We start from the raw sequence: 14,938 nt of genomic DNA on the forward strand, positions 1-14,938 counted from the left end.
CGGTCCTCGTACGAGCACGGGGCCGGGGCCGCTTACATCTCGCGACCTGGACCGGCGTGACCATCCCCAGAAGGAGCCCCAACCGTGGATCTGTCCGTTGCCCGGTTCATCGAGGCCGTCACGGCGTTGCCGGCCGACACGCTGGCCACCGTGTACGAGGAGTCGCTCGACCGCTGGCCCCATGGCGGCCGCGACGTCAGTCGCGCGGCCGCGGTCTCCGCTTCGGAGAACTCCGCTATTCAGCACGCGGTCAGGGTCGCGCTCCTCGAACGCGTCCATGACCTCGACAAAGCGCACCCAGGGCTCCGCGGTGGCATCAAGTCCGCGTGCTGCATCGCGGCGAGGGCCGTGATCAAGCGGGCCAAACTGACGGAGGTTCAGTACCGGCTTCTGCTCGACCCGTTCACGGCCGTCGGCGTCCCCGTCCCGGCCCGCGACGCCTGAACCGGCGGCACGAAGCAGTCCGAAGCGCGAAGGGGCTGTCAGCACTCGGGGATTCCTGCGATCGATGACCAGATCTCCTGGGCCAGGGTGTCGGCGGGAGTACTGCCGTCCACCACCAGGTCGCAGTCGTCGCGTAGTGGTTCGACGTACCGGTCGTGGGCGGCGCGGCGGTGGTCGAGGTAATTACGGAGGAGCACGTCGAGGGGAAAGCCGTCCCGCAGACACTTCCGCTGAATTTTCCGGGCAAGCCGGAGATCGGCCGGCGCGTGGACGAAGACGTCGAAGCGTGGGCAGGGCACCCGCCGAGTCGCGCTGCGGGCGAACACGCCGTCGACGATGACCAGAGGGGCGGTGGCCAGCGCGGCGTGCGTGTCGTGGCTGAGCCGTCCGAAGTCCATCGACCGGGGATCGCCGACGTCCAGCCGTGGGATGCCGGCTTCGTCCGGTATCCATACCCCCTGCTCGTGGGTGTCGACGTAGTAGTCGTCGCCGTGCAGTACCCGCACGGGGCACCGGGGCGCGGCGGCTACGAGAGCAGCGGCCAGCGTGGTCTTCCCGGCGCCGGACCCTCCGGTCAGCGTCACCAGCATCCGATGGACCTCCCCGCTTCTGTGACGGACCGAGGATGGCATACGGCCCGGGCTGGTTCAGGCCACGGACCGTCCGACGGGGCGGTCCCACGCCGCACGAGCGCAGACGGCGCCGGGGGCAAGGGCACCTCGGTCCCAGCCCCGCTCCGGCCCCAGCCGCCACGCGCCGCCGCCCCGCTACTTCGTCGAGCCCTGTGCGAAGCCGTTGTAGATCCAGCGCTGGAGGCAGAGGAAGACGACCAGCGTGGGGACGATCACCAGAATGGCGCCCGCCGAGATGTTCTCCCAGTGCGCCCCGAAAGGCCCCTTGAAGCGGAAGAGCGCCGTCGACATGGTGCCGAGCTCTTCCGACGGCATGTACAGGAAGGGGATGTAGAAGTCGTTGTAGACGGTGATCCCCTTGATGATCACGACCGTGGCGATCGCGGGCTTCAGGAGCGGGAAGATGATCCTGCGGTAGATCGTGAAGGCGTTGGCGCCGTCCAGCCGGGCGGCTTCGTCCAGGGAGGTCGGGATGCCTCTGATGAACTGCAGGAAGATGTAGATCGAGACGATGTCCGTGCCCATGTACAGCAGGATCGGGGCCCAGCGCGTGTCGAACAGACCGAAGCTGTTGATGACTTGGAAGGTCGCGACCTGGGTGGTGACACCCGGTACGAGCGTGGCGACGAGGAACAGTGCCACGACGAGCTTCTTGGCCCGGAAATCGAACCGGTCGATCGCGTAGGCGGTCATGGAGCCGATGACGACGGTTCCGCCGATGGAGAAGAGCAGGATGAAGGCCGTGTTCCCGAAGGCGGTGACCAGCTTGCCGTCGTTGAACGCGGTGACGTAGTTGCTGAAGTTCAGCCAGTCGCCCGGCAGCGAGAGTGCGCTCCTGTCGGCGACCTCATCGGACGTCTTGAGCGAGGTCAGGAAGACGACGGCGAGCGGGAGGAGCACCAGCAGGCAGGCCGAGATCAGCGACAGATAGGTCAGGGTCGGCCCGATCCAGCGGCGTGGGCTGCGGCGGGCGGGCAGGGCCGTGGTCATACGAGGTCCACCTTGTCATCGGGCACGAGACGGCGCTGGATCCAGGTGATCAGGAGAATGATCAGGAGCAGCACGACCGCCGCTGCCGAGGCCAGGCCGGTCTTGTTGAACTGGAAGGCGAGCTTCACGGTCTGGATGACGAAGGTCGACGTACCGGTAGCACCGCCCGTCATGATGTACGGGATCTCGAACACGGCGAGGGAGCCGGAGATCGCCAGGATCACGCTGAGAGTGACTACGGGTTTGATGCTCGGGGCGATGATGTGCCGGAACTGCTGCCACTTGCCGGCGCCGTCCAGGTCGGCGGCTTCGTACAGCTCTCCCGGGATGGACTGGATCGCGCCCAGGAACAGCACGAAGTTCAGGCCGGTGAAGCGCCACACGGAGACCCCGGCCAGCGAGGTGTTCGCAGAGGTGGGGTCGCCGAGCCAGGCGTGGTCGGTGTCCGCGCCGAACCAGGACAGCACGGAGTCGAGGGTGCCGCCGTCCTGGAAGAAGTAGAGGAAGACGAAGCCGATGGCGACGCCGTTGACCAGGTAGGGGAAGAAGAGAAGCCCCTTGAAGAGGTTGCGGAATCGCAGGTCGAAACTCAGCACCGTCGCGAAGTACAGCGCGACGACGATCTGCACGGCGGATGCGGCGAGGTAGTAGCCGCTCACGAAGAAGACCTTGAAGAGTTCCGGCCGGGTGAAGATCTGGCGGTAGTTCTCCAGTCCGGTGAAGTTGCGGTCCGGGCTGATGCCGTCCCAGTCGGTGAAGCTGAACAAGACCATGTTCGCCACGGGGACGTAGGTGAACGTGATCAGCAGAACCAGGGGGACCAACAGGAACAGCCAAGGCGTGGCCCGCCGGAGGGGGCTGCTGCGCCAGGAACGACCCGGAGGGCTGCCGCCCGCGCCGCGCTTCGCGGGTCCGCGAAGCGTCTTGTGCGTCATGGGGGCTACTCCTGCGTGGGACGGCGCGGGCGCGGTGTCGATCGATTCGTTCATGTCGGCCTTTCTGTCCGCTGATGCGGTACGACAGGGGCCCCGACCGGTGTGGTGCGGTCGGGGCCCGCGTCCGTGATCCGTCAGGAGCCGGCGGCCTTCGCTGCCTCGTCCCACTTCTTGTTCAGGTCGGAGAAGAAGTCCTGGAGGCTGCCCTTCTGGGCGCCGCGCGCGGTGTCGATCAGCTTCTGGCGGTAGTCGGGCTTGGCCAGACCGATCTCGGCGGCGTTGTCGATGACGTTGACCTTCTCGGTCTCCGCCTCGGAGCGCTCCACCAGCGTGACATCGTTGTCGGCGTAATCCTTGAGGGTGCTCGGGAGGGCAGCCGAGTTCTCCGCGGGGACCGCTCCCTCCTTCTGCGAGTAGCCGGACTTCGTGGTGAACCAGTCGATCCACGCCCGGGACGCGGCCTTGTGCTCGGAGTGGATGCTGACGGCCTGCTGATAGTCCGACACGAGGGTGGCGCAGAACGCCCCGTCCTTCTGCACGGGGAACGGCATGAAGCCGATGTCGTCCGGGTCGGTGCCCGCCGCCTCGGCCGCGGCACGCATCTGCGTGATGGCCCAGGAACCGAGGTGCATCGTCGCTATCTCACCCTTGGCGATGAGCCCCTTGGAGCTCTCCCAGTTCGTGGTGGTCGGGTCCTTCTCGGCCAGCCCGTCGCGGACGATGTCGTAGAGAAGCGTGTCGATGACGTTGAGCTCACTGCCCTGCTTCCAGGGGGAGACGGCGCCGGCGAGCAGGTCGTTGGCCTTGGCGTCGCAGGTGACGGAACCGACGCTGTTGGTCCAGGCGGTGAGCGGCCAGCCGTCCTTGAAGTTGGTGTAGTAGGGGACCGCGCCCGTCTTGTCCTTGATCGCCTTCAGGCCGGTCAGGAACTCCTCCGGCGTGGTCGGCCACTCGGTGACGCCCGCTTCCTCCCAGACGGCCTTGTTGTAGACGAAGCCGTTGGCCGTCCCGAACTGGGCGATGCCGTAGACCTTGCCTCCGACATCCGTCTTGTCGCTGAAGCGGTACGTGTCCGCGAGTTCGGACGTGGAACCCAGCGGGGCGAAGAACTTCGGATAGTCACCCTTGGAGACCGCGGCGGGGATCATCAGGACGTCGCCGTACTGCTGGGTGTTCATGCGGATCTTGACCTCCCCCTCGTAGTCGGTGAGCGCCTCGAAAGTGACCTTCACGTCGGGGTAGACCTTGTTGAACTCGGCGGCGTACGCCTTCATCGCACCGCTCTGCACGAGGTCGGTGCGGGCCGTCAGCACCTTGATCTCACCCGACACGTCGGCCGGGTCGGTGGGAGCTGCCGCCGTCTCGGTGGAGGGTGTGCCTCCACCGCTGCACCCCGCCACCGTCAGCATTGCGACGGCCAGTAGCGCGCCTGTGAGCGACTTCGTCTTCCCCATGTGCCCAGCTCCTTCAAAGTTGCGGCTCAGGTGGTGCAGGTGGGATGACGGCACTATGCCAGCCAGTAGTGAACCGGTAAAGCTATGATTTCCAGCATGATGCCTAATCGTTACCGGTGTTGCAGAATCGACTGTTCAGAGCAGCAGATCGCGCACTCTGTGTGACAACTTGCTACCTGAACTGAGCTTTACCGGTTTATGGACAGCGGGTTGGGTCCGGGTTAGGTTGTGCGGCGTCGTACATCCACCTGGCCTGAGTCAGGCGATTGGAGCCGCACCATGAAGGACGTCACCCAGCTGACCGATGACTGGAGCCTGCGCCACGAAGGGGCGCTGCTCCCCGCGCAGGTCCCCGGCTGCGTACACACCGATCTGCTGGCCGCTCGGCTCATCCCCGACCCGTTCATCGGCCGCAACGAGACGGAGGTCGCCTGGGTCGGGGCGAGGGCGTGGTCCTACGTCACCCACCTGTCCCACACCAGCGGCCACGAGCGGAGCGACCTGGTTTTCGACGGCCTGGACACCGCAGCCGAGATCTCCCTCGCCGGCGAGGTCCTCGGCACGACACGCAACATGCACCGCGGCTACCGCTTCGACGTCACCGGGCGCACCGGAACGCTGGAGGTCGCTTTCGCCTCCGCCTACGACGAAGCGGCAAGGGTCAGGGAGCTGACCGGTGACCGGCCCAATGTGTATCCCGAGCCCTTCCAGTACATCCGCAAGATGGCGGCCAACTTCGGCTGGGACTGGGGGCCCACCGTGGTGACCGCGGGCATGTGGCGTCCCGTTCGGCTGGAGCACTGGTCGACGGCGAGAATCGCGCAGGTGCGCCCGCTCGTCACAGTCGCTCAGGACGGCACGGGGCACGTGGAGATACGCCTCAGGATCGAGCGCACGGAGCGGGGCGCCGGACGCCGGCTCGTCGCGCGCGCCCGCGTGGCCGACGCGCGGACGGAGGTCACACTCGACGGCGAGGAGGCGGTGCTGCGCCTGGAGGTACCCGACGCGCGGCTCTGGTGGCCCCGCGGCTACGGCGAGCAACCCCTCTACGCTCTCGACGTCACCCTGCTGGACGACACGGGCGGCGACCTCGACAGCTGGCACCGGCGGGTCGGATTCCGTACGGTCGAGCTCGACCGCTCCGCCGACGAGCACGGCACCGGATGCACCTTCGTCGTGAACGGCGTGCGCGTCTTCGCCCGCGGGGTCAACTGGATCCCGGACGACGTCCTGCCCAGCCGCGTCACCCCCGAGCGGTACCGCAACCGCCTGACCCGGGCCGCCGAGGCCAACATCGACCTCGTACGGATCTGGGGCGGCGGAATCTACGAGGACGACGCGTTCTACGACGTCTGCGACGAGCTCGGCCTGATGGTCTGGCAGGACTTCCTCTTCGCCTGCGCCGCCTACCCCGAGGAGCAGCCGCTGCGCGGCGAGGTCGAGGCGGAGGCCAGGGACAACGTTGTCCGGCTGATGCCGCACCCGAGCCTCGTGCTCTGGAACGGCAACAACGAGAACCTGTGGGGCTTCAGGGACTGGGAGTGGGAGCCGTCCCTCGCCGGTGACTCGTGGGGCGAGGGGTACTACCTCGGGCTGCTGCCGCGGATCGTCGCCGAGCTCGATCCCACCCGCCCCTATACAGCGGGAAGCCCGTGGTCGGGTTCGTGGGACCACCACCCGAACGACCCGCGTCACGGCACCCACCACTCCTGGGAGGTGTGGAACCGGCAGGACTACGCCGAGTACCGGGCGAGCGTGCCCCGGTTCGTCGCCGAGTTCGGCTGGCAGGCCCCGCCGGCGATGGCGACCCTTCAGAGGGCGCTGCCCGGTGAGCACCTCGCCCCCGACTCCCCCGGCATGCTGCACCACCAGAAGGCCGAGGACGGCAACGGGAAGCTCAACCGAGGGGTGGCGCGCCATTTCGTACTGCCGGAGGGTGACTTCGACCGGTGGCACTACCTCACCCAGGTCGTCCAGGCGCGCGCGGTCGCGGCGGGCATCGAGCACTGGCGGGCACAGTGGCCGGTCTGCGCGGGCACGGTGGTCTGGCAGCTGAACGACTGCTGGCCGGTCAGTTCCTGGGCCGCGATCGACGGCGACGGGCGGCTGAAACCCCTCTACCACGAGCTGCGCCGGGTGTACGCGGACCGCTTGCTGACCCTCCAGCCCGAGGCCGGCGGGCTCGTCATCGCCGTCGTCAACCAGTCCGCCACACAGTGGCGGACGGCCGTCACCCTCCGCCGGTGGGAAGCGGACGGCACCGTGGTGCGCGAGTCGGTGCTCGACGTCGTGGCGGAGCCACGTTCGGTGGTGCGTCTGCCTGTCCCGGTGGACCTCCTGCCGGCCGAGCGTTCCTCCAAGGAGTTCCTCGTCGCCGACGCGGACGGACTGCGTGCGGTCCACTTCCCGGTTCCCGACAAGGAGTTCGCCTATCCGGAAGCCCGCTACGACGTCCGGCTGGAACCGGTGACGGGCCGGAGCGATAGGGTCGACGTCGTGGTGACTGCCCATACCTTGGTGAGAGACCTCCTCCTGCAGGCCGACCGCCTCGGCCCGGAGACGACCGCGGACTGCGGTCTGCGTACGCTGCTGCCCGGCGAGGAGACCCGTATCGGGATCAGCGGCCACAGGCCGGCGGACGCCGAGGCCGTCCGGGCCGCGCTGTTCAGTGTGGACACGGCATGAAACCCCCGTCCGGACGCATCACGATCAACGACGTCGCCTCTCGGGCGGGCGTGTCCAAGGGTGCCGTCTCCATGGCGTTCAACAACAGGCCGGGGGTCTCGCAGACCACCAAGGAGCGCATTTTCGAGGCCGCGCGCGAGCTCGGCTGGGCGCCCCACCAGACCGCGCGCAGCCTCTCCAACCAGCGCATCGACATCGTCGGACTCGCGATCTGCCGACCTGCCCGCCTGCTGGGGCTCGAACCCTTCTACATGGAGTTCATCTCCGGCATCGAGAGCGTCCTCGCCGACCGGTCGTGTTCGCTCCTCCTCCGTCTGGTGCGTGATCTCGACGAGGAGATCGCCCTGTACGAGAACTGGTGGCGCAGCAAGATGATCGGCGGTGGCATCCTCGTGGACTTCCACCAGGACGATCCGCGCGTTCCGGCGCTCCAGGCCATCGGGCTTCCCGCCGTGGCGGTGGGGCACCCCTCCCTGACCGGATCGTTCCCGTCGGTCTGGACGGACGATGCCACCGCGGTCGCCGAGGCCGTCCGCTATCTGGCCGCCCTGGGCCACCGGCGCATCGCACGGGTCGGCGGGCCGGCGGGTCTTGGGCACAGTGGTATCCGGGCGACGGCGTTCGATTCCACGACGCGTGAGCTCGGCCTGGAGCAGCACCGCCAGGTGGCCACGGGCTTCGCAGGCGAGGACGGTGCCCGCGCGACCCGCAGTCTGCTGTTGTCGCCGGACCGGCCGACGGCGATTCTGTACGACAACGACATCATGGCCGTCGCGGGCGCCGGAGTGGCGGCCGAGATGGGACTCGTCGTGCCCGACGATCTGTCCCTGCTGGCGTGGGACGACTCGCAGCTGTGCCGGCTGACGCATCCGACGCTGTCGGCGATGAGTCACGACGTGCACCACTTCGGCGAGGAGGTCGCCCGCACCCTTTTCGGGGTGATCGCCGGTACGCACAGCGGGTCGCTCCAGGCGCCCACGCCCTCCCTCACACCCCGTGGCTCCACCGGTCCGCCACCGCGCGGATAGCACTCACGGCTCAGGGCCGTGTCTCGGTCGTCGAGGCACGGCCCTGCGCCGTCTCCGCTGTCACGTCACCGGTTCCTGTACCGGTTCCGTGCCGGCCGGTACGGGTGTGCTGCCGACGGCCTCCCCCGCCATGGACGCCGACGAGGGGAGGCCGCTGCGCGCCCCACGGCGGAGCGCTGGGGGCATCAACCCCGGCTACAGAGGGTGCTGTTGAGGCTGAACTCGGCCGGGATGCCGTTCGAACCGGTGGAGGAGCCGCTCATCCCGAAGCTCACCGTGCCACCGGCAGGGATGGTCTCGGTCCACGACTCGTTCGTGGCGCGCAGCTGCTTGCCGTCCTGGACGACTTTCGCGTTCCAGGAGGACGTGAGCGTCTGGCTGCCCGGGAAGGCGAAATCGAGCCGCCAGCCCTTGATCGCTTCGGTTCCGGTGTTGCGGATGGTGACGTCGGCGTTGAACTGGTGGCCCCAGTCACTGAGGCGGTAGGTGACCGCGCATTTCCCCGTGGCAGGTCCTGCCACGGTGGTGACACGCACCGTCGCGGAGCGCGGGGAGCGGTTGCCGGCCGCGTCACGCGCGTACACGGCGAAGGTGTGGCCGGTGGCGGGGGTCAGGCCGCTGAGACCGGCGCTTGTGGTGGTCGTGGTGGTGACCCGGGACTCCTGGGTGCCGTCGACCCGTACGACGTCGTAGGCGGTGACCGCGGTGTTGTCCGTGGCCGCTGCCCAGCTGAGGCGGGCACTGCTGGAGGTCACCTCGGACGCGGACGGGGCACCGGGCGCGGTGGGTGCTTCGTTGTCTCCGGTGGCCGCCCCGAAGACGCTTGCCTCGTCGGCGGTCTGCTTGATGCCGTTGGAACCGTTGAAGATGCGCTGGCCCCAGGGGCTCAGCCGGCTCGCGTCGAAGCCGGTGGCCATGTCGAGGTACTCGACGCCGCCGCCGTTCCCGCTCCACGACCATCCGAGGTAGCCGAGACCGAGCTGCTCGGCGGTGGCCAGGATGGCGTCCTCGTCCGGGTTGCCGTCGGAATGCGCGTCACCGAACTCGCCTACGACAATGGGCAGGCCGCGGGACACGAACCGGTTCAGATAGTCGCTGACTTCGGGTGCGGTGTCGAAGACGCCGTACATGTGAATGGAGAAGACGGTGTTGCGCCTCGGGTCCGCGGCGAAGACACTCGGTGCGTTGTCGCGCATGGTGAACGACCAGTCCTGGCCCCAGTTCGGCGCGTCCACCATGAGCGTGTGCTCGAATCCGGCGGTGCGCATGCGCCCGATCGCATTCGACGTGTCGGCGGTCCAGGCGGCGTATCCGGAGTTTCCGTGCGGCTCGTTTCCGAGGTTCAGGATGATGTACTTCTCCTGCCCCTTCACCGCGTCCTGGACGTCCATCCAGTAGTCGACCGCGCGGTCCAGGGAGACCGCTCCGCTCTGCTCTCCGTAGCCCGTGGTGTCGTGGGCTTCGAGGACGCAGATGAGTCGGTTCGCCCGGCACTGCGCGACGACGGCCTTGACGTCGGCCGTGCCGTTCTTCGTCCAGCGGTCGCCCGTACTCAGCACGACACGAACGGAGTTGGCGCCCAGCGCCTTGACGTCGGCCAGTGCCCGCTCGGTACGCCCCGGATACCACGTGTGGGCGTGGTTCACGCCCCGGAGGACGAAGTCGTTGCCGTTCGCGTCCAGCAGCCGGCCGGCAGTGACGTGGAACCCCGGTGCCGGCTCCGCAGCCTGCGCGGCGGGTGGAGCGGCGAACATCGAGGCGACGACGGCCAGCAGCGCTCCCGCCGCGGTGGCCAGTTTCTTTCTCATCCTTGCTCCCAACTCGGTGCGCGCACAGCCGGGCTCGATGGCACGGGCGTGCGGCATTTCCTGTATGGAGGGTGCTGAACTCCCCGGCGCCTACGGAGTTGACGTTCTCCGAATGAGGCACGAGCCGGGTTTTCCCGCTGTCCGGCCATGGGATGCGGCTCACGCCGAACAGCGGGAAGCGCCCACCTCGCCGATAGCTGCGCATATTCACGCTCAACTGAGCGCATTGCAGAGCCAGTTGAATGATCGGCCTGGCGGCTGAGAGAGAGATTATGGGCTCGTTCCGACCCGCACAACACTTCGAACCGAACCGGTTAAGTTCAGATGTCGTTTTAGCTGTGCAAAGGTGTCGACGGAGCCCGTTACGGGCGGAGAGCAGGAACGCGAGTCGCACCGCCGGCCCGGGACAGCCCCGCCACCGCGGCCCCGGCGGCGGCAGCGCCGATCAGTCCGGCGTCCAGGGCGAGGCCCGCCGGAACGATCGGTACGTTGCGGGCGAAGTCGAGGACCGCGTACTCGTCCATACGACGGCGAAGCGGCCCGAAGAGGGTCTCCCCGGCCTGGGAGACTCCTCCCCCGATCACCACCAGGTCGAGTTCCACGAGTGCGATGGTCGCCGCGATGGCGGCTGCCAGTGCCTGCCCCGCCCGGTCGTACGCCGCCAGGGCGCGCTCGTCACCACCCCGCGCTGACACATCGACAGCTGCCGCGGTCGGTGCCTGCCCTGCCGGAGGAACCCAGCCGGACGCGAGCGCATGGGCGGCGATCGCGGTGCCGCTGGCGAAGCCCTCCACACAGCCCCGTGCGCCGCACGGACACAGCGGACCGTTCAGATCCACGGAGATGTGACCGATGTGACCAGCGTTCCCCGAAATCCCCGCATGGAGGCTGCCGTTGAGGATCAACCCGCCACCCACCCCGGTGGAGACCACCATGCAGAGTGCGTTGTCGACACCTCTGGCGGCGCCCGTCCAGTGCTCGGCGGCGGCCATCGCCACCGCGTCGCCCACCAGCAGCGGCTTCATGCCGACGGGCATGCGCGGATGCGCACGCACCTCGTCCACCAGCGGATAATCGCGCCAGCCGGGGATGTTGACCGGACTCACGGTCCCGGCGGTCGTGTCGACAGGGCCCGCACTCGCGATACCCATACAGGCGAGGTCCGCCCACGCGGGAAACTGCGACAGATCGTCGAGGACGGCAGTCACCGCCCCCATCAGCACATCCCCCGACTCCCGCGCCGGGGTGGCTCGTTGCGCCCGCGCCAAGAGGCGCCCTTCCGCATCGACGAGCGCCCCGGAGATCTTCGTCCCGCCGATATCGAGTGCCCCGTACACCATCACGTTCAGCCCTTCCGTCAGCACGAGTCCGTGGTCCAGCAGACACTCTGCACAGGGTTGACAACGTTGTCTAGTAAACCAGTTCAGTTAAGTCATCGTTTAGTCAAACATGATCTAGCTCCATCTGAATCCCCTGTACAGATCAACTGAAGCGCTCCATCATCTGGCGTGTTCCGACCCTGATGAGCCACTACCGAAGGACATATGAACGTGAACCAGTTCCCGCCACTTCCAGCCGGTTTCGTCCTCGGTGCCATCACAGCTGCCCACCAGATCGAAGGGGCTGCACAGGAGGACGGGCGCGGCCCGTCCACCTGGGGCACGTTCTCCCGGCGCCCGCCCAGGCTGTGCCCGACCAGGGGGATCCGGTCGGTGCCGAATTCCTTGCGGAGAGATTCGACGACGGCCGGGAGATCCGTCTCCAGGATGTCCGCGTAACCGAAGGAGACCCCGCGGGAGGCCCGGACCGAACTGCGCCCGGTTCCGCGATGGTCGGCGAGCACCGCGTGACACCCGTGCTCGGTCAGCGTGCGGGCGAGTGTGCGGTAGTAGTCGCCCGTACGCCCATGGCGGGGAGGCAGAGAACGGCCACGGCATCGGGCGATGTCGTGCGGTGCACCTGGAGGTCGGTCGTGCCACCGTCCGGGAAAGCGACCCGGACGAGGTCCGGCGTGGGGTAGGTGTCCGTCACTGTGTCCTGCTCCCTGTCATGCCACCGATTGACATAGACAGTGTCTACAGCAAACTGGTAGACACTGTCTATGGAACGCGAAACCTCCCTCAGGGAACGACTGATCGACGTCGGAGTGGACCTCGTCATGACCGACGGCCCCGCTTCACTCGGGCTGCGTGAGATCGCGCGCCGCGCGGGAGTGTCACATGGCGCTCCGCGCCGGCATTTCCCCACACACCACGCCCTCCTCTCCGCGATCGCCCGGCGAGGCTTCGCGGACCTGGGTGCCCGATTCGCGGCTGCGACGAGCAGCGCGGCGTCACCGAGGGGCCAACTGGAGGCTCTCGCCCGGACTTACCTCCGCTACGCGTTGGAGCACCGCGGTATGTTCGAGCTGATGTTCCGTCATGATCTGCTCGACAGTGAGACGCACACATCGGACCTGCCGCCCCTGCGCGAGTCGACTCTGCCGCTGTTCACACACATCGTCGAGCTCGTCACCCGTGACCTGGCGGAGCACGCGGCGCCCATGTCCTGTACATCGATCGACGCCGCACTGCCGCCTGCCGTGACAGCCATGGCCCTGTGGACGAACCTGCACGGCGTCGCACAGCTGTGGGCGTGGGGCAGCCTGCAACTCGCCCTGGGCGCCAAGTCACCAGGCGATGGGCCAGAGAGCGACCGGCTCGACCAACCCGACCGAGCCGACCAACCCGACCGAGCCGACCTACCCGACCGAGCCGACCTACTCGACCCGTCCGAGCGGCTCGACCGGCTGGTCACGGCGGTGCTGGACGCCCATCTCTCCCCGACGCACTCGTGACGGCATCCGCACGACCGCGCACCGCGCTCCTGGCAGGTGTGGGCGGCGCGATGATCGTCGCGCTGGACGGCACGGTGCTGCTCGTGGCGCAGCCGGACCTCCAGCGGGACCTCCGGGCAACCGTGACGCAGGTGCAGTGGACCAGTACCGGCTACCTCCTGGCGGTCGCCGCGTTTCTCGTCATTGCCGGACGCCTGGGAGACCGCTACGGGCACGAGCGGCTGTTGTTCGTCGGCGTGCTCGGCTTCGGGGCGACCTCGGCGGGCATCGCCCTCGCGCCCGGGGTCGGCTGGGTGATTGGACTGCGTACCGCGCAGGGCTTCTTCGGCGCGCTCCTGCAACCAGCGACGCTCGCGCTGCTGAGGCTGGTGTATCCGGCTGACCGACTCGGCGCGGCGGTCGCCATCCGTACGAGCGCGATCGGGGTGGCCGCAGGCGTCGGCCCCGTGCTCGGGGGCGTCCTGGTCTCGCAACTGGGCTGGCGTGCCGTGTTCCTGATCAATATCCCGGTCGCGTTCACCATCGCCGCCCTCACCCTCGCGGTCCGCGCGCCAACGCCGCCGCCGCGTTCCGGAGCCCGGCGGTTCGACCTCGCCACGGCGGCTCTGTTCGCGGCCATGCTCGCCGTCCTGGTGCACACCCTGGCCGGCGTGCCGGTGCACGGGTGGACCGCTGCCCCGACGTTGCTCGGGTTCGTTCTCGTCGCAGGTCTCGCGGCGGGAGTCGTCGGGCGCGAACGTCGCACCGCGCAGCCGGTCGTGCCGCCCGCGGTCGCCCGTTCGACACCCGTGGTGGCATCGATGGCGATCCTGCTCCTCACTACGGGCGGGATGTTCGGGGCGCTGTTCGTGGCCAGCTTCTACTTGCAGGACGGCATGGGGCTCAGCCCGCTCGACAGCGGCCTGCAGGTCCTCCCACTGACCGCGCTGATGGTCCTCGGCGCACCCGTCGCCCATGTGGTGCTGCGCCGGTACGGCCCGCGGCGCACCGTCATCGGGGGGCAAGTCCTTGTGGTGCTCGCCATCGTGGAGTTGTCCCGAATCGGTCCGACCAGCCATTGGACGGCAACGAGCGTGGTCTTCGCCGCCCTCGGTGCGGGGTTCACCACCGTGATGGTCACGGCTACCGGGACCGTGGTCGGCGAGGCACCACCCGAATACGCCGGTGTTGTCGGCGGACTCAAACAGACCGCCATGAACGTCGGCCCGACCCTCGGTATCGCCGTCGCCGCGGGCATGATGCCCATGGGGCCGTCCATCCTCACCACGCCGGGCGAGGGCCCGGCCCCGGCGATGTCCGGCTCGGCGATGGGCTCCGCCCTGCTGGTCCTTGCCGCCCTCGCCGCTCTCGGCCTGCTGCCGGCGGTGCTGCTGCCACCGCGGCCCGTTCACGACGTCGGACGCGGGCGGCTGTGGGGTGCCGCGCGTCGAGGCCGGTGCGTCGCGGCCGGCAGTGGCCGGCGCTCGCCCGAGCTCTTCTGCCGAGTCCGCGACTGACGTCGCCGACCGTCACAGACCGGCGAACAAGCCGTCGAGTGGTGCGGGTACGCGCTCGGGATCGAGCGCCTCGACGAGGACGTGGCCGTAGCGGATCTTTCGCCCCTTCTTCGTGCCGAGGAAGCGCCGCAACTGCTGCTGCGAGGTGCGGCCCCGCTGTGCGGGCTGATGCAGGAACGTCTGCAGGGCGCGCAGGTCCCCCTCCGCCCGTACGAGCTCCTCCACCCGCGCTGCGCCCAGTGCGCGGATGAGTTCGTCCTCCAGATCCGCCGTGCAGACGAAGAACTCCTGCTCCGCGGCACCGGCCCGTTCCAGGCCGCGGGCGTAGTAGCCGCGCTCCGCCTCGTCGCACAGTCCCGTGAGGCGGAGGTCCAGGCCAGGTGGCCCGAGGAGCTGGGCGAAGCGCCCGACGCTCATCGCGCCGCCCATCGACAGAACGCACACTCCTTCGGCCGCCAGGTCCCGGCCGCGGCTCGCGGCCAGCGCACTGACCGCTGCGACGTCGCTCGGCCCTTCAAGCAGGACTGCTGCCCGGACGGACAACTGTCCGGCCAGCTCGCGCGCGGGGTCACCGGCGCCACCGGCCGCCCACGCGGTGACCGCCCGCCGAAACGAATCCATGTCAGCCAT

General features: G+C 68.5%; 13 protein-coding genes and 2 pseudogenes. 6 read left to right on the top strand and 9 right to left on the bottom strand.

The window, feature by feature from the left end; all coding sequences use genetic code 11:
* Positions 1-84 precede the first annotated feature (84 nt).
* Positions 85-444, top strand: a complete 360-nt coding sequence (locus tag ACFWSK_RS14650) for a hypothetical protein (protein ID WP_383784987.1) — start codon at positions 85-87, stop codon at positions 442-444.
* 38 nt (positions 445-482) lie between these two features.
* On the opposite strand, the gene ACFWSK_RS14655 is transcribed toward ACFWSK_RS14650, so the two are convergent.
* From ACFWSK_RS14655 to ACFWSK_RS14670, 4 genes are all read right to left on the bottom strand, one after another.
* The gene (locus tag ACFWSK_RS14655) at positions 483-1,034 is read right to left on the bottom strand and encodes a uridine kinase (RefSeq protein ID WP_383784989.1); all 552 of its coding nucleotides are present in this window, start codon (positions 1,032-1,034) and stop codon (positions 483-485) included.
* A gap of 177 nt (positions 1,035-1,211) precedes the next feature.
* A complete protein-coding gene (locus tag ACFWSK_RS14660; RefSeq protein WP_383784992.1) occupies positions 1,212-2,066 on the bottom strand; it encodes a carbohydrate ABC transporter permease in 855 nt (284 codons plus the stop codon).
* Entirely contained in the window at positions 2,063-3,001 is a 939-nt protein-coding gene (locus ACFWSK_RS14665) for a carbohydrate ABC transporter permease (protein WP_383784995.1), read from the bottom strand. Before ACFWSK_RS14665 ends, ACFWSK_RS14660 begins: the two co-directional genes overlap by 4 nt.
* Positions 3,002-3,135: 134 nt before the next feature.
* Positions 3,136-4,455: an ABC transporter substrate-binding protein gene (locus ACFWSK_RS14670; RefSeq protein WP_383784998.1), complete on the bottom strand. Its 1,320-nt coding sequence runs from the start codon at positions 4,453-4,455 to the stop codon at positions 3,136-3,138.
* 279 nt (positions 4,456-4,734) lie between these two features.
* On the opposite strand from ACFWSK_RS14670, the gene ACFWSK_RS14675 reads away from it, so the two are divergent.
* On the top strand, positions 4,735-7,140 hold the full coding sequence (locus tag ACFWSK_RS14675; protein WP_383785001.1) for a glycoside hydrolase family 2 protein: 2,406 nt from the start codon (positions 4,735-4,737) through the stop codon (positions 7,138-7,140).
* On the top strand, positions 7,137-8,168 hold the full coding sequence (locus ACFWSK_RS14680) for a LacI family DNA-binding transcriptional regulator (protein WP_383785004.1): 1,032 nt from the start codon (positions 7,137-7,139) through the stop codon (positions 8,166-8,168). The genes ACFWSK_RS14675 and ACFWSK_RS14680 overlap by 4 nt, the downstream gene beginning before the upstream one ends.
* A gap of 185 nt (positions 8,169-8,353) precedes the next feature.
* On the opposite strand, the gene ACFWSK_RS14685 is transcribed toward ACFWSK_RS14680, so the two are convergent.
* Both ACFWSK_RS14685 and ACFWSK_RS14690 read right to left on the bottom strand, forming a co-directional pair.
* A complete protein-coding gene (locus ACFWSK_RS14685) occupies positions 8,354-9,976 on the bottom strand; it encodes a cellulase family glycosylhydrolase (RefSeq protein WP_383785007.1) in 1,623 nt (540 codons plus the stop codon).
* Between the two features lie 362 nt (positions 9,977-10,338).
* On the bottom strand, positions 10,339-11,316 hold the full coding sequence (locus tag ACFWSK_RS14690) for an ROK family protein (RefSeq protein ID WP_383785336.1): 978 nt from the start codon (positions 11,314-11,316) through the stop codon (positions 10,339-10,341).
* Between the two features lie 204 nt (positions 11,317-11,520).
* Between ACFWSK_RS14690 and ACFWSK_RS14695 the strand changes: the two are divergent.
* Positions 11,521-11,655, top strand: a pseudogene (locus tag ACFWSK_RS14695) (family 1 glycosylhydrolase); the annotation flags it as partial.
* Positions 11,656-11,711: 56 nt separating this feature from the next.
* On the opposite strand, the pseudogene ACFWSK_RS14700 reads toward ACFWSK_RS14695, so the two are convergent.
* Positions 11,712-11,897, bottom strand: a pseudogene (locus ACFWSK_RS14700) (hypothetical protein); the annotation flags it as partial.
* Positions 11,840-12,007, bottom strand: coding sequence for a hypothetical protein (locus ACFWSK_RS14705; protein ID WP_383785010.1), 168 nt, complete (start codon positions 12,005-12,007; stop codon positions 11,840-11,842). The gene ACFWSK_RS14705 and the pseudogene ACFWSK_RS14700, both read right to left, overlap by 58 nt.
* A gap of 70 nt (positions 12,008-12,077) precedes the next feature.
* On the opposite strand from ACFWSK_RS14705, the gene ACFWSK_RS14710 reads away from it, so the two are divergent.
* Entirely contained in the window at positions 12,078-12,812 is a 735-nt protein-coding gene (locus ACFWSK_RS14710) for a TetR/AcrR family transcriptional regulator (protein WP_383785013.1), read from the top strand.
* 50 nt (positions 12,813-12,862) lie between these two features.
* On the top strand, positions 12,863-14,308 hold the full coding sequence (locus tag ACFWSK_RS14715; RefSeq protein ID WP_383785339.1) for an MFS transporter: 1,446 nt from the start codon (positions 12,863-12,865) through the stop codon (positions 14,306-14,308).
* Between the two features lie 12 nt (positions 14,309-14,320).
* On the opposite strand, the gene ACFWSK_RS14720 is transcribed toward ACFWSK_RS14715, so the two are convergent.
* Positions 14,321-14,938 carry a TOPRIM nucleotidyl transferase/hydrolase domain-containing protein gene (locus ACFWSK_RS14720; protein WP_383785015.1) on the bottom strand — a complete coding sequence of 206 codons (618 nt, stop codon included), beginning with the start codon at positions 14,936-14,938 and terminating at the stop codon, positions 14,321-14,323.

Origin of the sequence: Streptomyces sp. NPDC058620, assembly GCF_042717135.1 — a bacterium.
GTDB lineage: Bacteria > Actinomycetota > Actinomycetes > Streptomycetales > Streptomycetaceae > Streptomyces.

What these genes read in the sequence shown, in the direction of transcription:
- ACFWSK_RS14655 (WP_383784989.1), bottom strand. Translation starts at nt 1,034, where the DNA reads ATGCTGGTGACGCTGACCGGAGGGTCCGGCGCCGGGAAGACCACGCTG.
- ACFWSK_RS14660 (WP_383784992.1), bottom strand. Translation starts at nt 2,066, where the DNA reads ATGACCACGGCCCTGCCCGCCCGCCGCAGCCCACGCCGCTGGATCGGG.
- ACFWSK_RS14665 (WP_383784995.1), bottom strand. Translation starts at nt 3,001, where the DNA reads ATGACGCACAAGACGCTTCGCGGACCCGCGAAGCGCGGCGCGGGCGGC.
- ACFWSK_RS14670 (WP_383784998.1), bottom strand. Translation starts at nt 4,455, where the DNA reads ATGGGGAAGACGAAGTCGCTCACAGGCGCGCTACTGGCCGTCGCAATG.
- ACFWSK_RS14675 (WP_383785001.1), top strand. Translation starts at nt 4,735, where the DNA reads ATGAAGGACGTCACCCAGCTGACCGATGACTGGAGCCTGCGCCACGAA.
- ACFWSK_RS14680 (WP_383785004.1), top strand. Translation starts at nt 7,137, where the DNA reads ATGAAACCCCCGTCCGGACGCATCACGATCAACGACGTCGCCTCTCGG.
- ACFWSK_RS14685 (WP_383785007.1), bottom strand. Translation starts at nt 9,976, where the DNA reads ATGAGAAAGAAACTGGCCACCGCGGCGGGAGCGCTGCTGGCCGTCGTC.
- ACFWSK_RS14690 (WP_383785336.1), bottom strand. Translation starts at nt 11,316, where the DNA reads ATGGTGTACGGGGCACTCGATATCGGCGGGACGAAGATCTCCGGGGCG.
- ACFWSK_RS14710 (WP_383785013.1), top strand. Translation starts at nt 12,078, where the DNA reads ATGGAACGCGAAACCTCCCTCAGGGAACGACTGATCGACGTCGGAGTG.
- ACFWSK_RS14715 (WP_383785339.1), top strand. Translation starts at nt 12,863, where the DNA reads ATGATCGTCGCGCTGGACGGCACGGTGCTGCTCGTGGCGCAGCCGGAC.
- ACFWSK_RS14720 (WP_383785015.1), bottom strand. Translation starts at nt 14,938, where the DNA reads ATGGCTGACATGGATTCGTTTCGGCGGGCGGTCACCGCGTGGGCGGCC.